The organism is Pseudomonas sp. KH_046_1 (assembly GCF_057839025.1).
Genome location: NZ_CM174481.1, coordinates 3,293,628 through 3,311,038, shown reverse-complemented (window position 1 = coordinate 3,311,038; position 17,411 = coordinate 3,293,628). Strand labels below are relative to the sequence as shown.

Sequence of the window (17,411 nt, the reverse complement as noted above, 5' to 3'; positions counted from 1 at the left end):
CGTCCATTGAGGGGTTGCCTGCACATTAACCATGGGGTAATTCCCACACACTCCGGTGCTTGCGGTCAAATTCGAAGTCTTTATCTGGCGGTACGGAACGTGAAGTTGATGCGTTGCTCGCCCAGCTTCGGATGATGGCCGTCCTTGATCGGCAACACGCCGTGATAACGCAGGCGATCTACGCCACCCCAGACCACGATGTCACCATGGAACAGGGGAACGCGCTGATTTTTGTCGCTACGTGCAAAGCCGCCGAACAGGAACATCGCCGGCAACCCCAGGGATACCGAAACGATGGGGGCGTCGTAGGAATGTTCGTCTTTGTCTTGATGCAATGACATTTTTGCCCCGGGAATGTAGCGGTTGATCAGGCAGGAATCCGGTGCAAAATCGGCGAAACCCGCTGCCTGCGCCGCCGCTTGTGCCAGTTGGAAAAACACCTCGGGCATCATTGGCCAGGGCTGACCGGTTTGTGGATCGTCGCGGGTGTACCGATAACCACTGCGGTCAGTGGTCCAGCCGAAATGACCACAACTGCTCAGGGCGACCGACATGGTGAAACCGCCGGGTGTGACCATCTGCCGAAACGGCGCGGCCACCAGCACCGCCTCCAGGGCAGGCAGCAAGCGTTCCAGCCAGGGCAGGGCGAAGCCTCTCAGCACGTAGGACTGTTCACCAATCTGCTCGCGCCTGGGCTGTTGCTCGGGTTCTGTGTCGGCAAACAGATCGAAAGTCAGCGGGTTCATGGGTTCATGACGCATCGTGAAAGATGATTCCAAGGGTATGCCGTTTGCCGCTGTGCAGGCGACTCACGCCGTGACGCAGGGTCACGCGGTAGTAACCGCGAGTCCCTTTGACCGGCCGTTGGTTGACTGCAAAGATCAACCCGTCACCTTGCTTCAGGCTGATGACCATTGGGCGTGACTGCATGCGCGGGCGCTGTTCAGTCAGGACAAATTCGCCGCCGGTGAAGTCTTCATCGGGGTCTGACAGCAGGATCGCCACTTGCAGCGGGAAAACGTGCTCACCGTATAAATCCTGATGTAAACAGTTGTAGTCCTGCGGGCCATATTGCAGCAACAAGGGGGTCGGACGGTTCTGACCAGCGGCATGACAGCGTTCGAGGAAGGCTGGAAGGGTTTCAGGAAAGCGGATCGGCAAGCCCATCTGTTCATGCCAGCGATTGGCGATGGGCACCAGTCGTGGGTAGAGCGCGCCGCGCAAGCGGGCCACAAGTTCCGGCAACGGGTAGCTGAAATACTTGTACTCGCCTCGGCCGAACCCGTGGCGAGCCATCACCACGTGGGAGCGAAACAGCTCGGTTCGGGGGTACAAGGCGCTGACTTGCCCGCAAGCCTTGTGGCTCAACAGTGACGGGATGACGGCGCAACCGTCCTGATCAAGTTGCTGTTCCAGCCGGGGCCAGTCCAGCCTGTCCAGATATTGCTCGCTCATTGCCGGGCCTCTTGTTGTTGAGGTGGCCAGTCTGCAAGGCAAGGACGAAGCTGGCACTCCGGTACTTGCGGTCGAACTGCGAGCGGGAGGCGACGTCCATTGTCGCTCCGGATCGTGTTACAGCGCTTTGCTGACGCTGATTTCGCTGATGACGTCGTCCTGTCCATGAATGGCATCCAGCGCCGCCTTGGCTTCTTCCGGGGTGCCGTTTTCAAGCTGGGCAAACTCGAAGCGGCGCTCACCGTTGAGTTTGTATTTGATGACGTACTTGGTCGTTTGGGCCACGGTTGTATCTGCCTGTCTTGTGTTTCGGTTTCGCTGATCAGCTCAGTTTCGTGCTGGAGCGGCGAATGATTTTGATCGAGTGCGTCAGGGTGGGTTTGCGCGTCACGCTGATAGCGCGGCGGTTGACGGTGTCGATCGTGATGTTCCAGAAGCCGGTGCTAGGGGCCGTGATGCGGGCCGGAAACGTGTCGAATGCACCGCCGTGATAGGTGTGACGACCGCCATTCTTGAAGCTGCGGAAGTTGGCGTCGTTCATCAAACGGATGTTGCACATTTGGGAGCATTGAATGACGACAATGTCGTCTTCATTGAGGTGCTCGCGCTGATGGATAAATTTCATGAGGCGCCTCCAGAAGGGCTTTTTCTACAAAATCAAAACGATAGCATGGGCGATTGGCGCAGTTTATCAGCCCGAACGGCTTATTATCCGGCCGCTTTGACAATTAAAAACGCTTATTTCACGTTTGATGAGCGATAAAGCAGTTTGTCTCGGAGAAAAATCGCAGTTGCGCTGTCCGAGGGTCTTTATCGGAGGTTTGGTATGAAGTGGGGTTTGTGGTTGTTGCCGATGGCATTGACGATCAGTGGTTGTGCGAACGTCTCGGACATCGACGAGTCCTTGCCGACGATGAACGTGATTTCTGGCAAGAAGCCCCATGAATACGCACAATGCCTGAGCGAAAAACTGGCTGAGAGCCGTGGCGCCTTGCAGATCCAGCCGCACAAGGATGGTTTGCGCGTGATCGTGCCGCTCAAGTTTTCCGCGGGGCCGTCTGCCGTGTTTGACATTGAAGAACGCTCTGGCGGCAGCAGTATCAAGCTGCACGAGAGCATGTCCAATGTCCCGGTGCGGCCAAAGGATGTACAGAATGCCGCCAACGAGTGCATTTCCGGCTGATAGACTATCGACCATCAGCACCGATGCCGCCAAAGCCTTGCTTTGGCGGCATCGTTATTTCTGGAGTCGAATATGAAGCGAGAGCAGGTCCGGGAGCGCCATGCAGAGGGATTAATCTCTGCCACCCATGTGATTCAGAATCCGGCGGAGCTGGGGGAATGGATCGTGTTTTTCAAGAAAAGTGCCGGGCGCAGCTATTTCCTGGTGGATGATAACGATGAGGTCGAGTCCTTCAGCCGCCTTGATGATCTGATCGATACCGTGCGCGGGCTCGGAATCAAATTCGCCGAAATCCACATGTAGGGCGCGGCGCCTTACTTGCAGATCACCACGACGTTACGGCTCTTGTAGTTACCGACGTCGGCGCCGAGAGTCTTTTCGCTCTCCTTGAGCGAGGGGGTGCCATCGGTTCCGACGATCTTGTAGCCGCTGCCTGCACAGGACGCATCGGCCTTTTCGTAGCACGCAGCCCAGGAATTGGCCTCCCCGGAGCAGTCAATCGATAGACCTTGCTCTCCGTTACCCAGATAGGTTTCTTTCGACGTTGCGCAGCCGCTCAGGGCCAATACCGCTAGCAAAGGCAAAATTTTGTTCATGGCTTGATCATCATCAGGGGGGTGGGCTATGTCTGAGACAGCGTCGCAGGCAAAAGGTTATAGCCAAACGCCACGTTATTGCATGCATTCATAAAAAAAGCCCTGCGCAATGGCAGGGCTTTTCGCATCGGACGTCGATCAGCTCTTGTCCTTGCCGCGTCGCTTGGGTTCCGGGTGCTCAAGCTCCAGCACCGAGGCTACTTCGATTGCCAAGGCTTCGGAAGGGAAAGGTCCGGCGATATTTTCACCGGCGACACTGGCCACCCACCATTGACCGTCTTTCTCCTGATTGATCAGGAATCCGTTGACGCTTTTTACTGCCGACATCTATTTGCCTCGTTGTCTGGTTCAATCGCGCCATGATACCGCCAAACGCACTCAACAGGTGTCGATGGGCGTATGGTGGTTCGTTCCGGACGGTTAAGTCGTGCAATTGCGCAAGTCTCTGCTATGCATAAGGGCTTGCGCAGTGACCTGCGCACTCCCGCAGGGAACTATCGGCAAGTTTATTTCTCTATGTTGGCATCGGTTAGCCAGCGCGGGGGCATTGTAAGGTGCACGCCGCCTGATTAGACTGCGCCGAAACTCGTACACGCACAGCCCTTACAAGGACTTATATGATCAAGAAATGCTTGTTCCCAGCAGCCGGTTACGGTACTCGCTTCCTGCCAGCGACTAAAGCCATGCCCAAAGAAATGCTGCCGGTGGTGAACAAGCCACTGATCCAGTACGGCGTTGAAGAAGCACTGGACGCTGGCTTGAACGAAATCTCCATCGTCACCGGTCGCGGCAAGCGCGCCCTGGAAGACCACTTCGACATCAGCTACGAGCTGGAAAACCAGATCAAGGGCACCGACAAGGAGAAATACCTGGTCGGCATCCGCCGCCTGTTGGATGAGTGCTCGTTCTCCTACACTCGCCAGACTGAAATGAAAGGTTTGGGTCATGCGATCCTGACCGGTCGTCCACTGATCGGCGACGAGCCGTTCGCCGTGGTGTTGGCGGATGACCTGTGCGTCAACCTGGAAGGTGACGGCGTACTGAAGCAGATGGTCAAGCTGTACAAGCAGTATCGCTGCACCATCGTCGCGATCATGGAAGTCGACCCGCAAGAAACCAGCAAGTACGGTGTGATTGCCGGCGACCTGATTGGTGACGACCTGTACCGCGTGCGCAACATGGTCGAGAAGCCAAAGCCGGAAGATGCCCCGTCGAACCTGGCGATCATCGGTCGTTACATCATGACGCCGGACATCTTCAGCCTGATCGAACAAACCGACCCAGGCAAAGGTGGCGAGATCCAGATCACTGACGCCCTGATGAAGCAGGCGCAGGACGGTTGCGTGATTGCCTACAAGTTCAAGGGCAAACGTTTCGACTGCGGTGGCGCCGAAGGCTACATCGACGCGACCAACTTCTGCTTCGAGAACTTCTACAAGACGGGTAAGGCGTACTGATAACGCTTGCGCTGCTTGTATTGAATTCCCCTTCTCAGGTTGTGTAACAACAAACAGATGAAGGCCCAGGCAAACGCCCCGACTTGTTCGGGGCGTTTGCTTTTGTGCGGGCTCAAGTATGCAGGGGAGTGAGAAGGTAGGTATCGCCTGACATCCATCGGTGGGAGTTGCGAAAGAAAATCCTGATTTGTTAATTGCAGGGGCACCGATGATTGTTGCGGCTAAAAACGTCTGTATTAAATGGGATATACCCGAGCCGGTTTGCATGGCATTACTCATGTCGGGTCAAGGGCGCGCTTAAAGTCGCTGGGGTTTTATGAGGAAATGGAGTTTCGTGAATGGCGTTAACAGGAAGTGTGACCCTAAAACGGTGGTTGGCTCTAAGCGTACTGATGCTACCGGTACTGCTGGTAACAATTGACAATACGGTGCTTGGATTCGCGTTGCCAAAGATTGCCGAGGCCCTGCGTCCGAGTGCTAGTGAGCAGTTGTGGATGATCGATGCTTATTCGCTGGTGTTGGCTGGATTGCTGGTGTCGATGGGTAGTCTGGGCGATCGAGTCGGTCATCGTAAGTTGTTGCTGGTCGGGTCCTTGGGTTTTGCGATTGTGTCGGTGCTAACCGCGTATTCCGATACCGCCCCGCAACTGATTGCCGGGCGAGCTTGTATGGGCGTTTTCAGTGCAATGCTGATGCCCTCAACGTTGGCGTTGATACGTTCGGTGTTCGAGGACCGAGAAGAACGCAGACTGGCAGTCGCGATCTGGGCAACAACATTGACAGTAGGTTCGGCACTCGGTCCTTTGGTGGGCGGTGTATTACTGGAGTTCTTCAGTTGGGGGGCGATTTTCCTGTTGGCGGTGCCCGTGTTGGTTCCGCTGCTGATATTGGGCCCAATGTTGTTGCCCGAATCCGAGCGAGATGCTTCAGGACCGCTGGATCCGCTTAGCATCCTGCAATCGATGGTTGCCCTTGGTGCCATCGTTTATGGCATTAAACACAGCGCCAGTAATGGTATCGACTGGATGACGCTGACAGCGTTTGCAGTAGGCGCAGTTGCGGGCTGGATGTTTGTGCGTCGACAGTTACGTCTGCCAGTGCCGCTGATGGACCTGACTCTGTTCCGCAGTGGCACCTTTAGCGGCTCTGTCGCGATCAATTTGATGAGTCTCGCGTTTCTCGTCGGCTTCGTATTCTTTACCACTCAGTTCCTGCAGATCGTTCTTCAGATGTCGCCCTTGAGTGCTAGCCTCGCGTTGATTCCTGGTCAGGTCATGGCGATTGTAGTGGGGATGGCGGTCGTGCCTGTCGCACAGCGATTACAGGTGCATGTGCTGATACCGATTTTGATGGCGTTTGCTGGAGCGGCGTTTTTGCTGGTCGCCAGCATGGGCAGTAGCCTGACCGTTCTAGTGGTGGCTTTTGCCTTGCTGAACATTGGCGTGGGCGCGATCGCGACGGTGTCCAATGATGTGATTTTGTCAGCCGCACCACCGGCAAAGGCGGGCGCCGCGTCTGCCATTAGCGAAACGGCCTATGAAGTGGGTGTGGTTTTGGGGACGACAGTGCTCGGCGGTGTCGTCACCGCCTACTATCGCGGTGCATTGCAGCTTCCGGGGTTCCTGAGCGAAGTGCAGATGATGCTGGCGAGTGAGACGCTGTCTGGCGCCTATCATGTGGCGGCAGACTTGTCGGGTGATCAAGCAAGGGAATTGATGGCGCAGGCGGGAAGGGCATTCGAAGGTGGAATCGGTTTGGTTTCGTGGGTGACGTTCGGCTTGGCACTCATGGCGATTTTGATTGCTTGGCGCACTCTGCGGACATCGAAAACGCAATCTGCAGAGGGGTATTGATCGAAAACGAAGATTGGGCCGCGCATCGCACGGCCCGAGCATTTCAGCACAATGCTTGCTCAGCGGCCGTCCGCAGGTATGCTGTTGGCCTGCCGAGGAGATTGAAAATGGCCTACGATTTTGACCTTTATGTGATTGGTGCCGGTTCCGGCGGTGTGCGGGCTGCGCGGTTTGCCGCCGGGTTTGGTGCGAAAGTGGCCGTGGCCGAGAGCCGTTATCTGGGCGGGACCTGCGTGAACGTCGGCTGCGTTCCGAAAAAATTGCTGGTCTACGGTGCGCACTTCGCCGAAGACTTCGAGCAGGCTTCCGGTTTTGGCTGGGGTCTGGATGAAGCACAGTTCGACTGGGCGACTTTGATCGCCAACAAGGACCGCGAGATCAATCGCCTCAATGGCATTTATCGCAACCTGCTGGTCAACAGTGGCGTGACCTTGCATGAAGGTCACGCGAAGATCGTCGACCCGCATCAGGTCGAGATCAATGGCGAGCGCTTTACCGCCAGAAATATCCTGATCGCTACCGGCGGCTGGCCGCAGATTCCGGAGATTCCGGGGCACGAGCATGCCATCAGTTCCAACCAGGCGTTCTTCCTCAAAGAACTGCCCAAGCGGGTGTTGGTGGTGGGCGGTGGCTACATTGCGGTCGAGTTCGCCGGGATCTTCCATGGCCTCGGTGCGCAGACCACGCTGCTGTATCGCGGCGAATTGTTCCTGCGCGGCTTCGACGGTTCCGTGCGCAAGCATTTGCAGGAAGAGTTGACCAAGCGCGGCATGGACCTGCAATTCAATGCGGACATCGAGCGCATCGAGAAGCAGGCCGATGGCAGCCTGAAAGTCACGCTCAAGGATGGTCGCCAACTGGATGCCGATTGCGTGTTCTACGCCACGGGTCGTCGTCCGATGCTGGACAATCTGGGGCTGGAAAACACCGGGGTCAAACTCGACAAGAAAGGCTTCGTCGAGGTCGATGAGCTGTATCAAACCGCCGAGCCGTCGATCCTGGCGCTGGGTGATGTGATCGGCCGTGTTCAACTGACTCCGGTGGCCCTGGCTGAAGGCATGGCGGTGGCACGGCGCCTGTTCAAGCCAGAGCAGTATCGTCCGGTGGATTACAAGATGATCCCGACGGCGGTGTTCAGCCTGCCAAACATCGGCACTGTCGGTCTGACCGAAGAAGAGGCTCGCGAAGCCGGCCACGAGGTGCAGATCTTCGAAAGCCGCTTCCGGCCGATGAAGCTGACCCTGACCGAATGCCAGGAGCGCACGCTGATGAAGCTGGTGGTGGACGCCGGGACCGACAAGGTCCTGGGTTGCCACATGGTCGGCCCGGAAGCCGGTGAAATCGTCCAGGGCCTGGCGATTGCCTTGAAGGCCGGCGCCACCAAGCGCGACTTCGACGAAACCATCGGGGTGCACCCGACGGCCGCCGAAGAGTTCGTCACCATGCGGTCGCCGGTCGCTGGTTAATTGTCCTTCGCTGCGTCTGCCGCTGCCGCAAGGGTCGCGGCCAGACGTACGCGTTCTTCCAGATCCGCCCGGGTCTTGGCCAGATCCATTTCCAATGACCTGTTGAGCTGCGACTGCTCATCGACGTTCTGTTTGAGTGCCTGGCTTTCCAGCAGGGCGACACGCAGGCGTTCCTGGAGGAGGGTGCGCTCGCCGTCGACGCGGGTGGTCTGTTCCAGCAACTGATCCTGGCGGGTATTGCTTTGCTTGAGCTGTTCTTGCAGCAGGCTCAGCTCGCGCAGCGTGCCGCGGTTTTCAGTCAGCAAGCGTTCGTTGTCGCGGTGCAACTGGGTGATTTCATCCTGGCGTACCAGCGCGCTTTGTTGTGCCTGGCGCAGTTCCATCTGTAGCTGTTGCACCTGGCCTTCGTGGCGACTCATTTCCTGTTCGCGCTGTTCCTTGACCGCATTGCGGTAGTGCTCCAGCGCGTCGCGGGTGTGCAGGTGTTTTTCCTCAAGGGAGCGGATCTGCTCGTCCTTGTCTTTCAACCGCAGTTCGAAATCAGCCAGCGCCTGGTTCAACCCGGCGTTTCGGGTCTGCTCCGTTTGCAGCATGGCGCGGGTTTCGTGCAGGGCTTCGGATTCCTGAGTCAGTGCCAGGCTTTGAAATTCGTATTGCTGGTGCAGTTCGCTGTTGGCCTCTTGCGCTTCGCCGAGCTGGTTATCCAGCGCCTTGCGTTGTTCCTCGTACTGCGTACGCGCCTGGTCGATGGGTTCTTGCGCCTGCTCCTTGAGTCTTTGTGCGAGCCGCGCCACCAGCGCCATCAGTTCGTCGTCAATCGGTTCCGCTGGCGCTTCGGCAGGTTCGCTCCGGTTATCCAGCTCCTTGAGATATCGATGAATCGTGGTTTTCGAGCCGGTATTGCCCATCTCGATGCGTACGGCATCGATGCTGGGGTTTTCGCCGCGAGCGAGGATCGCCAACCGAGCGGCTTGAACCACCGCTTTATTTACACCGCCGCGTGCCATGAGATCTCCAGGGTTTTGATGATGTGGTACGTACCACGTAAATACACATTGTACCATTCAATTCATAAAGTTAAATGCTGAATGTAACTGACACGGGATATACTGGTATTACCCCGTGTGATACACCCAATACCGGTTTTTGACCCGTCAAAGCGGTATGAATTCAAGAGTTGACCCCCATGTCTGAGCTGGATCGTTACCTACAGGCGGCGACGCGCGACAACACCCGTCGCAGCTATCGCGCAGCCATCGAGCACTTCGAAGTCACATGGGGCGGTTTTCTGCCGGCCACTGGCGACAGCGTGGCGCGCTACCTGGTGGCCCATGCCGGTGTGTTGTCGATCAACACGCTGAAACTGCGTTTGTCGGCATTGGCGCAGTGGCACAACAGCCAGGGTTTTGCCGATCCCACCAAGGCGCCAGTGGTACGCAAGGTGTTCAAGGGCATTCGCGCGCTGCACCCGGCCCAGGAAAAACAAGCCGAACCCTTGCAGCTTCAGCATCTGGAACAGGTGGTCAGTTGTCTGGAGCAAGAAGTGCAAACCGCCAGGGCCGAAGGCGACCGAGCGGGTTTGCTACGGGCCAGGCGCGACATGGCCTTGATCCTGCTGGGCTTCTGGCGCGGCTTTCGTAGCGATGAGTTGTGCCGGCTCCAGGTGGAACACGTGCAGGCCAGCGCCGGTTCCGGCATCAGTCTCTATCTGCCGCGCAGCAAGAGTGATCGCGACAACCTCGGCAAGACCTATCAAACGCCGGCCTTGCAACGCTTGTGTCCGGTGCAGGCTTATATCGACTGGATTACCGAGGCGGCACTGGTGCGGGGGCCGGTGTTCCGTGGCATCGACCGCTGGGGGCGTCTGGGCGAGGAGGGATTGCACGCCAACAGTGTGATTCCGTTATTACGTCAGGCGTTGGCGCGAGCAGGTATCGCCGGCGAGCTTTACACCAGTCACTCCTTGCGTCGCGGTTTTGCCACCTGGGCGCATCAGAGTGGCTGGGATTTGAAGTCGCTGATGAGCTATGTAGGCTGGAAAGACATGAAGTCAGCCATGCGCTACATCGAAGCCAGTCCGTTCCTCGGCATGGCGCGTATCACGGAAAAGCCCGTGTCACCCTAGGGGGTGTTCTCAATTAGTTTCCCCTCCGCGCCGGGTCTGCTGTTGTGCAGGGCAAGGCGCGAGAAGCGCAGTTTGGTCATTCCAAATCAGCTTCGAGCAACACAGCCCTGCACAACAGCAGGCCCGGCCCTTCGGGTTGTGCCTTAAAGCTGGCCATGCTGCGTTGCAGGCCTTGGAAAGGGAACAACCATTCCCAGCGGCCTACGCCTTGCCTGGCCAGCTTTAAGGCACAACGCGGAGGGGAAACTAATTGAGAACACCCCCTAGATACCGTTTTCTTCTATTAATACAGCTGGCTAATAGCGAAAGCCAATCAGCAGCATCAGGTTTGCCAATGAGCCAACCGTCCGTCGAGTGGGTAAAGTTCTCTCCATCAACTTCTTAACCCCTGACGGAGAGTCAACGATGCCTATCATCAACAGCCAAGTTAAACCGTTCAAAGCTGACGCATTCAAAAATGGCGACTTCGTAAAAGTCTCGGACGCTGACCTCAAAGGCAAGTGGTCTGTGGTGTTCTTCTACCCGGCCGACTTCACCTTCGTCTGCCCGACCGAACTGGAAGACCTGGCCGACAACTACGACGCGTTCCAGAAGCTCGGCGTCGAGATCTACAGCGTTTCCACCGACACTCACTTTGCCCACGCTGCCTGGCACAACACTTCGCCAGCCATCGGCAAGATCCAGTACACCATGATTGGCGACCCGACTCACGCCATCTCCCGCAACTTCGACGTGCTGATCGAAGAAGCAGGCCTGGCTGACCGCGGCACCTTCGTGATCAACCCGGAAGGCCAGATCAAGATCGTTGAACTGAACGACGGCGGTGTAGGCCGTGACGCTTCCGAGCTGCTGCGCAAGATCAAGGCTGCCCAGTACGTCGCTGCTCACCCAGGTCAGGTTTGCCCGGCCAAGTGGAAAGAAGGCGAGGCCACTCTGGCGCCGTCCCTGGACCTGGTCGGCAAGATCTAAGTCTGTGACGCGTTTCATCAGGGCGGACTTCCGCACCTTCTAAGCAAGCTGCACCGCCCAATAAAAACGCCCGGGCGAGATTCGCTCGGGCGTTTTTTTGTCTCAAGAATTCAAGGAAATCGCCCGTATGTTGGACACCAATCTTAAAGCCCAGTTGAAATCGTACCTGGAACGGGTCACCCAGCCGATCGAGATCGTTGCTTCCCTCGACGACGGTGCGAAATCCCAGGAAATGCTCGAACTGTTGAAAGACGTTACCAGTCTTTCCACCCAGATTACCTTGCTCGACAACGGCGATGATGCACGCAAGCCGTCGTTCTCGATCAATCGTCCGGGAGCCGATATCAGCCTGCGTTTCGCCGGCATCCCGATGGGCCACGAATTCACGTCCTTGGTGCTGGCCTTGCTGCAAGTCGGCGGTCACCCGTCCAAAGCCAGTGCCGAAGTGATCGAACAGATCCGCTCGCTCAAGGGCGAGTTCAACTTCGAGACTTACTTCTCGCTGTCCTGCCAGAACTGCCCGGACGTGGTCCAGGCGCTGAACCTGATGGCGGTACTGAACCCGAACATTCGCCACGTCGCCATCGACGGCGCGCTGTTCCAGGCTGAAGTTGATGAACGCCAGATCATGGCGGTCCCAAGCATCTACCTCAACGGTGTTAACTTCGGCCAGGGGCGCATGGGTCTGGAAGAAATCCTTGCCAAAATCGACACCAGCGGCATCGAGCGCCAGGCTGAGAAGATCAGCGCCAAGGATGCCTTTGACGTGCTGGTGGTCGGCGGTGGGCCAGCCGGTGCTTCGGCGGCGATCTATGCGGCTCGCAAAGGTATTCGCACCGGCATCGCGGCAGAGCGTTTTGGTGGGCAGGTGCTGGATACCATGGCCATCGAGAACTTTATCTCGGTGCAGGAAACCGAAGGGCCGAAGCTGGCCGTGGCCCTGGAGGAGCACGTCAAGCAGTACGACGTGGACATCATGAATCTGCAGCGTGCAGACAAATTGATCACTGGCAAAGAAGGTGAGTTGCACGAAGTCCACTTCGCCAGCGGCGCGAAGCTCAAGGCCAAGACCGTGATCCTCGCAACCGGCGCGCGGTGGCGTGAAATGAACGTGCCGGGCGAGCAGCAATACCGCAACAAAGGCGTGGCGTACTGCCCGCACTGCGACGGTCCGTTGTTCAAGGGCAAGCGCGTGGCGGTGATTGGTGGCGGCAACTCCGGCGTCGAAGCGGCCATCGACCTGGCCGGTATCGTGTCCCATGTCACGCTGCTGGAGTTCGATGTGCAGTTGCGTGCCGATGCGGTATTGCAGCGCAAGTTGCACAGCTTGCCGAACGTTACCGTGATTACTAGTGCGCAAACCACCGAGGTCACCGGCGACGGCCAGAAGGTCAACGGCCTGCGCTACAAGGATCGTCAGAGCGACGAGTTGCGCAGTGTGGAGTTGGAAGGGATCTTTGTGCAGATCGGTCTGCTGCCCAACACCGATTGGCTCAAAGGCACCATCGAGTTGTCGCCCCGTGGCGAGATCATCGTTGACGCTCGGGGTGAAACGTCGGTACCGGGTGTGTTTGCCGCCGGCGACGTGACCACCGTGCCGTACAAGCAGATCGTGATCGCAGTGGGCGAGGGCGCCAAGGCTTCGCTGAGTGCTTTCGATCACTTGATCCGCACTTCTGCACCGGCATAAATCCTGGCGCTGAAAACAAAAAAACCCATGATTGATCATGGGGTTTTTTATGGATCAAAAGATCGCAGCCTGCGGCAGCTCCTGCACCGATCTCCTTAGGAGCTGCCGCAGGCTGCGATCTTTTGATACTGATTTACAGTGGTGCTGGCTGAATGATCTCGACCCAGTAGGCGTCCGGGTCCTTGATGAATGCCAGGCTCTTCATGCGGCCATCGCTCAAGCGTTTCTGGAAATCGCAGCCCAGTGCTTCAAAGCGTTCGCAGGCGGCGACGATGTCCGGCACCGAGATGCAGATGTGGCCGAAACCGCGGGGGTCGGTGTTGCCATTGTGGTAGGCGAAATCCGCATCGTTCTCGGTGCCATGGTTGTGGGTCAACTCCAGAATGCCGGGGATCGATTTCATCCACTCGGTGCGCGCCGCGGCATCGGCCGGGATCTGGTTTTTGTCGACCAGCGCCAGGAAATACAGGCTGAACTCGGCTTCCGGGAAGTCGCGTTTTTCCACCAGGGTAAAACCCAGAATGCGTGTGTAGAAGTCCAGGGACTTGGTGATGTCCTTGACCCGCAGCATGGTGTGGTTGAAGACAAATTTCTGCGTGGCGGCGTCCGGTTGGGCGGTGACGCCGGGGAAGGTGTTCAATTCGTGCAGGCTCATGGGCCCTCCGGGAAATATGTGGGCTAACGAATGGCGACAATGATACGCAAGGGTTCGGACATCACCAAACCCAAACAGTCGGCTATTGCCTGACAGCCGGCCTGAGCCCAGACTTTACGGCTTGATCCTTGAGTGCCCATTGCAATGATTCGATTCCGTAACGTGCTGTTCATCCTGCTAAGCGTGTTTTCGCTGGCTGGCATTGCCCGCGCCGATGCACCAGTAGTGACCTGGCCGGAAGGCTGGCAGGTCGAAGTCGTGCCTGAATCGGCGTCGGGGGTCAGTCGCCAGCGGGCGGTAAAAAATGATCAGAATGGATCGCCGCTCATGGTGATGGAACTGACCATGAGCCCGGTGCAAAGCGATCACCAGGTAAACCTCGAAGGCGTATTGCTGGAGATGCGCAAGTCGGTTCAAAAAGACTTCTTTCAGGGCGGGTATCAAAGTGTCTGCACGCGAATTCATTCGACTACGTTGAGTCGATTGGCCGCGCTGGAAACAACCTGCACCATCACGCAAAACGGCAGGCATGTGCTTTCTCAAACATTGGTGGCCGCGGTGGATGCCGATAAGGCCTATGTTCTTTCCTACGCAGGGCAGGCCGAGGCTTATAAGACGAGCCAGGATGAAATAGACGCTGCCCGTAACAGTCTGAAACTTTAGTCAGCGACAGTGCTTTTTCGATGCATGAAGAAAATTTTAGATATCCAAATGGATTAAGCGCAAAGTTGGTGGCAGTCAGGTAGTTGACGGGTGTCCGCCCCGGGCATTTAGATAACCCATGAAAAAGCCCTGCATAAGCAGGGCTTTTTTGTCGCCGCGAGAGTTAGCCGCGCAGCCAGGAATCAACGGTGGCTGCACCGTACTGTTCTTTCCAGGCTTTCAGGCCGCGGTGGTTGCCGCCCTTGGTTTCAATCAGCTCGCCGGTGTGCGGGTTCTGATAAACCTTGACCACGCGGGCGCGGCGGGTTTTAGGTGCTGCCTGCTGCAGGCCGGATTTTGCCGGGTTAGGGTCGAGAATGGCGATGATGTCGCGCAGGCTCTTGCCATAGGTTTTCATCAAGCCCTGGAGCTTCTCTTCGAATTCGATTTCTTTCTTGAGCCCGGCATCGTTCTTCAGGGATTCCAGCTGCTTGAGCTGTTCTTGAAGAGCCTTTTCGGCTGCACGGAATTCAGCGAGTCTGGACAATATCTTTACTCCAATAGTGTGTTTGGCTGATACCAACCGCAAACAAAGCTATAAGCCAAGAGCCTTGAAGCGACTCGGTGATAGTGGCTCACCTGCCAATTTAGCGCAGGCATGTAAAATTGTAGTAGTTAATTGGCCAAGAGTAAATCCTGTCTTTTTTTTCATGTAACGGCAGTAGTGTTTTGATTCAAATTGGTGCGCGTAATCGTTTTTTTGTCGGTTAAATCCACTAGTTAATGGTTGCTTAATGCACTAATGAATTCCGTGCCGGGCATGGGTTTTCCGAACAGATAACCTTGCAGGAAGTTGACCCGGTGAGCGCTCAGGTAATCACTCTGCTCACGGGTTTCGACACCTTCGGCCACCAGGGCAAGGTCGAGTTTGACCGCCAGTTCGATGATGCTGTCCAGTATGTGGCTGGAGAGTGTGTCGATGCCGATCATGGCGACAAAACTCTGGTCGATTTTCAGAAAATCGACATTGAACTGCCGCAGGTAGCCAAGGCTTGAGTGGCCCGTGCCGAAGTCGTCGATGGCGATTTTCACGCCCAGTTCGCGAAGTTGCTCGAACAATTGCAGGGTGATGGCCGTGGGCTCGATCAGTTCGCGCTCGGTCAGTTCCAGTACCAGATGGATCGAGCCTGGTTCAAACGCATCGAGAAACTCGCGGCAATCCTTGATCAGCTCCAGGTCCTGGCAATGGCTGGCGGTGATGTTGATACCAATGTGAAACGGCTTGTTGAATCTGGCGGAGTGCGGCGCGAGCAGGGCGGCGGTTTGTCGCATCAGCGAGCGGGTCATTGGCACTATCAGCCCGGAGTGCTCGGCAAACGGAATGAACAGATCCGGACGCACCAAGCCTTCCTTCGGATGTTTCCAGCGCATCAGCACTTCAGCGCCGGACCAGCTTTTGCTGTCGCCATGCACCACGGGCTGGAAATACGGAATGAACTCTGCAGCTTCCAGTGCCCGCTGCATTTCCTGGGTGGGTGCCGATGAGCGCTTTTGCAGGAAGTGACCAATTGCCCCGGCAATCACACCGAAGAAAATCAGCAGGCTGAACAACGGTGGATATTCGCTGCTCATGTATCGCCAGGTTTCGCCTTTGGGGAAACCCGCTTCCACGGCAAAAGCATAATGCTGGGAGATCAATCGACTTTGCGCAACGGGCAGGTCAGGCGCAGCGCCCCTGTGAACCTTGCCGTCGGCGGATATCCAGTCCGGGCCAACTTGCAGCAATAGCAAAGTCTTGCGGCTTATCAAGCGCAGGATATTGCTCAAGTGATGACCATAGAGGGTCGTCAGTGCACCTTTTTTTCCTTCGCTCAGGCGGTAGACCAGCAAGGCGGTGTCGGGTGTTACCGGATTGCCGCTCATGAGCCATAAGGCGCCCTGGGTGTAGTCACCGGGGTTGACTTTCTCCTGGTAGTCGCCGAACAGAGAGCTGCAATAGAGGTTGTTGTCCCACACCAGATTGGTTGAGCTCACGAATGGGCGGCGAGTGACCTGCTCGCGCAGGGCCAGACTGACGTCAGCGCAACGTTGGCCCGCCAGCGGCAGTAGTTCACGAGCGGCCTGAGCGGTGTTGTCGAGCATCAGGTCGAACTGGCGAATCGCTTCTTCGGCAGTTTGTTCGGTGTCTTGTTTGAGCGCACGCCCTGCTTGCATATAAAGAATGGCGGTCCCCAGCAGCACCGGGAGCAATCCACTGATCAGGGTCACAGCAATTCTTGTGTTGCGACTACGGGTTTTGGCTTTCAACGGCATTCGCGAATCCTGTCACGAAGAAGTAAGGCTCTCAAATGATGGCAGGGCAAAACGCCTCCCATGAAGAGTTCGGGTATGGGCCATGATAGTTGGCCGTTGGCGGTTATGCCGCTCAACGCAAGTCAAGGCTTTCGGCCAGGCTGATGAAGGCCAGCGTCGCGGGTGATGCCTGGCGTCGGTCGAGCACCGCCAGGCCGACCTGGCGCAACACTGCCGGCGACAGCGGTTTTTTCACACAGCGGCGGTCAATTTGATTGGGCAATGAACCTTCGGCAACGACCGTCACACCGTCGCCACGAGCGACGACATCCAGGGTGCTGATCAACTGCGAGCAGCGATATCGGATGTTGGGCGCCAGTCGGGCCACCGTGAACAGGCGTAAAACCAGCTCCGAAGAACCGGCCTCGGTCAGCACGAACGGGAAATCGCACAGGTCCTTCAGGCTCAGGCTGTCGTGAACCGCCAGCGGGTGGGCGGCGGGCAGCAGCGCAACCATCTGGTCTTCGATCAACGCGACCGTGTCGAAACGTTCCTCGGGCAATACCACAAAGCCGATGTCGATCCGTCGTTCCTCCAGCCACTGGAGCACCTGGCGGTCGGGGCCTTCGTCGATATGCACCTCTATGCCGGGATGGGCGGCGCGGTACTGCTGCAGTATCAACGGCAGCAATTTGATCGATGACGTCGGGCCGAAGGAGCCGATACGCAGCGTGCCGCGTTTCATGCCCCGCGCATCGGCCGCTTCCTGGCGCAGGGTGTTGGCCAGGCCGAGCATCGCCCGGGCACGCAGCAACAGCTGCTGGCCAATGTCGCTCAATTCGACCTGGGATTGATGCCGGCGCAACAGTTCGACACCCAACTCCAGCTCCAGGGACTTCAAGGCATGGGACACCGCCGATTGGGAAATACCCAGGCGATTGGCCGCAGCCGTGAAGCCGTGGAGTTCGGCCACCAGGGAGAAAATCTCCAGTTGAGTGAGGGTCATGAGTGTTTGCTCATTTTACGAT

20 protein-coding genes are annotated in these 17,411 nt (G+C 57.1%); 9 read left to right on the top strand and 11 right to left on the bottom strand.

Features of this window, described 5'->3' with window-relative positions:
• Positions 1-80: 80 nt before the first annotated feature.
• From alkB to AC3IT9_RS15260, 4 genes are all read right to left on the bottom strand, one after another.
• Positions 81-761, bottom strand: a complete 681-nt coding sequence (gene alkB / locus AC3IT9_RS15275; protein WP_150723683.1) for a DNA oxidative demethylase AlkB — start codon at positions 759-761, stop codon at positions 81-83.
• Positions 751-1,455 carry a 2OG-Fe(II) oxygenase gene (locus AC3IT9_RS15270; RefSeq protein WP_489270256.1) on the bottom strand — a complete coding sequence of 235 codons (705 nt, stop codon included), beginning with the start codon at positions 1,453-1,455 and terminating at the stop codon, positions 751-753. Before AC3IT9_RS15270 ends, alkB begins: the two co-directional genes overlap by 11 nt.
• A gap of 117 nt (positions 1,456-1,572) precedes the next feature.
• The gene (locus AC3IT9_RS15265) at positions 1,573-1,740 is read right to left on the bottom strand and encodes a hypothetical protein (protein ID WP_191624874.1); all 168 of its coding nucleotides are present in this window, start codon (positions 1,738-1,740) and stop codon (positions 1,573-1,575) included.
• 37 nt (positions 1,741-1,777) lie between these two features.
• Positions 1,778-2,080, bottom strand: coding sequence for a DUF1883 domain-containing protein (locus AC3IT9_RS15260; protein ID WP_007912251.1), 303 nt, complete (start codon positions 2,078-2,080; stop codon positions 1,778-1,780).
• A gap of 201 nt (positions 2,081-2,281) precedes the next feature.
• On the opposite strand from AC3IT9_RS15260, the gene AC3IT9_RS15255 reads away from it, so the two are divergent.
• Complete coding sequence (locus tag AC3IT9_RS15255) at positions 2,282-2,638, top strand: hypothetical protein (RefSeq protein WP_150723685.1); 357 nt, start codon at positions 2,282-2,284, stop codon at positions 2,636-2,638.
• Between the two features lie 72 nt (positions 2,639-2,710).
• Positions 2,711-2,941, top strand: a complete 231-nt coding sequence (locus AC3IT9_RS15250) for a hypothetical protein (RefSeq protein WP_008053025.1) — start codon at positions 2,711-2,713, stop codon at positions 2,939-2,941.
• Positions 2,942-2,952: 11 nt separating this feature from the next.
• Here AC3IT9_RS15250 and AC3IT9_RS15245 read toward each other — a convergent pair whose 3' ends face one another.
• Positions 2,953-3,234: a hypothetical protein gene (locus tag AC3IT9_RS15245; RefSeq protein ID WP_150723686.1), complete on the bottom strand. Its 282-nt coding sequence runs from the start codon at positions 3,232-3,234 to the stop codon at positions 2,953-2,955.
• A 138-nt stretch (positions 3,235-3,372) separates the two neighbouring features.
• Positions 3,373-3,561, bottom strand: coding sequence for a hypothetical protein (locus AC3IT9_RS15240; RefSeq protein WP_007985505.1), 189 nt, complete (start codon positions 3,559-3,561; stop codon positions 3,373-3,375).
• Between the two features lie 290 nt (positions 3,562-3,851).
• Here AC3IT9_RS15240 and galU point away from each other — a divergent pair, with 290 nt between their 5' ends.
• The 3 genes from galU (at position 3,852) to gorA (ending at position 8,010) form a co-directional block, all read left to right on the top strand.
• A complete protein-coding gene (galU, locus tag AC3IT9_RS15235) occupies positions 3,852-4,691 on the top strand; it encodes a UTP--glucose-1-phosphate uridylyltransferase GalU (protein ID WP_093220174.1) in 840 nt (279 codons plus the stop codon).
• A gap of 338 nt (positions 4,692-5,029) precedes the next feature.
• Positions 5,030-6,544 (top strand): MFS transporter, encoded by a 1,515-nt coding sequence (locus AC3IT9_RS15230; RefSeq protein ID WP_489270254.1) that lies wholly within the window; start codon positions 5,030-5,032, stop codon positions 6,542-6,544.
• A 107-nt stretch (positions 6,545-6,651) separates the two neighbouring features.
• Positions 6,652-8,010 carry a glutathione-disulfide reductase gene (gene gorA, locus AC3IT9_RS15225; protein WP_489270253.1) on the top strand — a complete coding sequence of 453 codons (1,359 nt, stop codon included), beginning with the start codon at positions 6,652-6,654 and terminating at the stop codon, positions 8,008-8,010.
• Here gorA and AC3IT9_RS15220 read toward each other — a convergent pair.
• Positions 8,007-9,017: a DNA-binding protein gene (locus AC3IT9_RS15220; protein ID WP_150753529.1), complete on the bottom strand. Its 1,011-nt coding sequence runs from the start codon at positions 9,015-9,017 to the stop codon at positions 8,007-8,009. The two genes, gorA and AC3IT9_RS15220, sit on opposite strands and share 4 nt — an antisense overlap.
• Positions 9,018-9,196: 179 nt before the next feature.
• On the opposite strand from AC3IT9_RS15220, the gene AC3IT9_RS15215 reads away from it, so the two are divergent.
• The 3 genes from AC3IT9_RS15215 to ahpF all read left to right on the top strand — a co-directional run bounded on the left by AC3IT9_RS15215 (position 9,197) and on the right by ahpF (position 12,794).
• Positions 9,197-10,135: a site-specific integrase gene (locus AC3IT9_RS15215; RefSeq protein WP_489270251.1), complete on the top strand. Its 939-nt coding sequence runs from the start codon at positions 9,197-9,199 to the stop codon at positions 10,133-10,135.
• A gap of 405 nt (positions 10,136-10,540) precedes the next feature.
• A complete protein-coding gene (ahpC, locus tag AC3IT9_RS15210; RefSeq protein WP_007975937.1) occupies positions 10,541-11,104 on the top strand; it encodes an alkyl hydroperoxide reductase subunit C in 564 nt (187 codons plus the stop codon).
• 127 nt (positions 11,105-11,231) lie between these two features.
• Positions 11,232-12,794, top strand: a complete 1,563-nt coding sequence (gene ahpF, locus AC3IT9_RS15205; protein ID WP_489270250.1) for an alkyl hydroperoxide reductase subunit F — start codon at positions 11,232-11,234, stop codon at positions 12,792-12,794.
• Between the two features lie 133 nt (positions 12,795-12,927).
• On the opposite strand, the gene gloA is transcribed toward ahpF, so the two are convergent.
• The gene (gloA, locus tag AC3IT9_RS15200; protein WP_090455458.1) at positions 12,928-13,449 is read right to left on the bottom strand and encodes a lactoylglutathione lyase; all 522 of its coding nucleotides are present in this window, start codon (positions 13,447-13,449) and stop codon (positions 12,928-12,930) included.
• 144 nt (positions 13,450-13,593) lie between these two features.
• Here gloA and AC3IT9_RS15195 point away from each other — a divergent pair, with 144 nt between their 5' ends.
• Positions 13,594-14,112 carry a DUF4946 domain-containing protein gene (locus tag AC3IT9_RS15195; RefSeq protein ID WP_150753533.1) on the top strand — a complete coding sequence of 173 codons (519 nt, stop codon included), beginning with the start codon at positions 13,594-13,596 and terminating at the stop codon, positions 14,110-14,112.
• 163 nt (positions 14,113-14,275) lie between these two features.
• Here the strand turns inward: AC3IT9_RS15195 and AC3IT9_RS15190 are convergent, their stop codons facing one another.
• From AC3IT9_RS15190 to AC3IT9_RS15180, 3 genes are all read right to left on the bottom strand, one after another.
• Positions 14,276-14,638, bottom strand: a complete 363-nt coding sequence (locus AC3IT9_RS15190) for a histone-like nucleoid-structuring protein, MvaT/MvaU family (RefSeq protein WP_008065377.1) — start codon at positions 14,636-14,638, stop codon at positions 14,276-14,278.
• Between the two features lie 233 nt (positions 14,639-14,871).
• Positions 14,872-16,404 (bottom strand): EAL domain-containing protein, encoded by a 1,533-nt coding sequence (locus AC3IT9_RS15185; RefSeq protein ID WP_489270249.1) that lies wholly within the window; start codon positions 16,402-16,404, stop codon positions 14,872-14,874.
• Positions 16,405-16,516: 112 nt separating this feature from the next.
• On the bottom strand, positions 16,517-17,389 hold the full coding sequence (locus AC3IT9_RS15180) for a LysR family transcriptional regulator (protein ID WP_489270248.1): 873 nt from the start codon (positions 17,387-17,389) through the stop codon (positions 16,517-16,519).
• Positions 17,390-17,411 lie beyond the last annotated feature (22 nt).

Coding starts and splice junctions, on each gene's coding strand:
- ahpC (WP_007975937.1), top strand. CDS start 10,541: ATGCCTATCATCAACAGCCAAGTTAAACCGTTCAAAGCTGACGCATTC.
- AC3IT9_RS15185 (WP_489270249.1), bottom strand. CDS start 16,404: ATGCCGTTGAAAGCCAAAACCCGTAGTCGCAACACAAGAATTGCTGTG.
- ahpF (WP_489270250.1), top strand. CDS start 11,232: ATGTTGGACACCAATCTTAAAGCCCAGTTGAAATCGTACCTGGAACGG.
- gorA (WP_489270253.1), top strand. CDS start 6,652: ATGGCCTACGATTTTGACCTTTATGTGATTGGTGCCGGTTCCGGCGGT.
- AC3IT9_RS15215 (WP_489270251.1), top strand. CDS start 9,197: ATGTCTGAGCTGGATCGTTACCTACAGGCGGCGACGCGCGACAACACC.
- AC3IT9_RS15260 (WP_007912251.1), bottom strand. CDS start 2,080: ATGAAATTTATCCATCAGCGCGAGCACCTCAATGAAGACGACATTGTC.
- AC3IT9_RS15245 (WP_150723686.1), bottom strand. CDS start 3,234: ATGAACAAAATTTTGCCTTTGCTAGCGGTATTGGCCCTGAGCGGCTGC.
- AC3IT9_RS15255 (WP_150723685.1), top strand. CDS start 2,282: ATGAAGTGGGGTTTGTGGTTGTTGCCGATGGCATTGACGATCAGTGGT.
- AC3IT9_RS15220 (WP_150753529.1), bottom strand. CDS start 9,017: ATGGCACGCGGCGGTGTAAATAAAGCGGTGGTTCAAGCCGCTCGGTTG.
- alkB (WP_150723683.1), bottom strand. CDS start 761: ATGCGTCATGAACCCATGAACCCGCTGACTTTCGATCTGTTTGCCGAC.
- AC3IT9_RS15240 (WP_007985505.1), bottom strand. CDS start 3,561: ATGTCGGCAGTAAAAAGCGTCAACGGATTCCTGATCAATCAGGAGAAA.
- AC3IT9_RS15250 (WP_008053025.1), top strand. CDS start 2,711: ATGAAGCGAGAGCAGGTCCGGGAGCGCCATGCAGAGGGATTAATCTCT.
- galU (WP_093220174.1), top strand. CDS start 3,852: ATGATCAAGAAATGCTTGTTCCCAGCAGCCGGTTACGGTACTCGCTTC.
- AC3IT9_RS15230 (WP_489270254.1), top strand. CDS start 5,030: ATGGCGTTAACAGGAAGTGTGACCCTAAAACGGTGGTTGGCTCTAAGC.
- AC3IT9_RS15195 (WP_150753533.1), top strand. CDS start 13,594: ATGATTCGATTCCGTAACGTGCTGTTCATCCTGCTAAGCGTGTTTTCG.
- AC3IT9_RS15270 (WP_489270256.1), bottom strand. CDS start 1,455: ATGAGCGAGCAATATCTGGACAGGCTGGACTGGCCCCGGCTGGAACAG.
- gloA (WP_090455458.1), bottom strand. CDS start 13,449: ATGAGCCTGCACGAATTGAACACCTTCCCCGGCGTCACCGCCCAACCG.
- AC3IT9_RS15180 (WP_489270248.1), bottom strand. CDS start 17,389: ATGACCCTCACTCAACTGGAGATTTTCTCCCTGGTGGCCGAACTCCAC.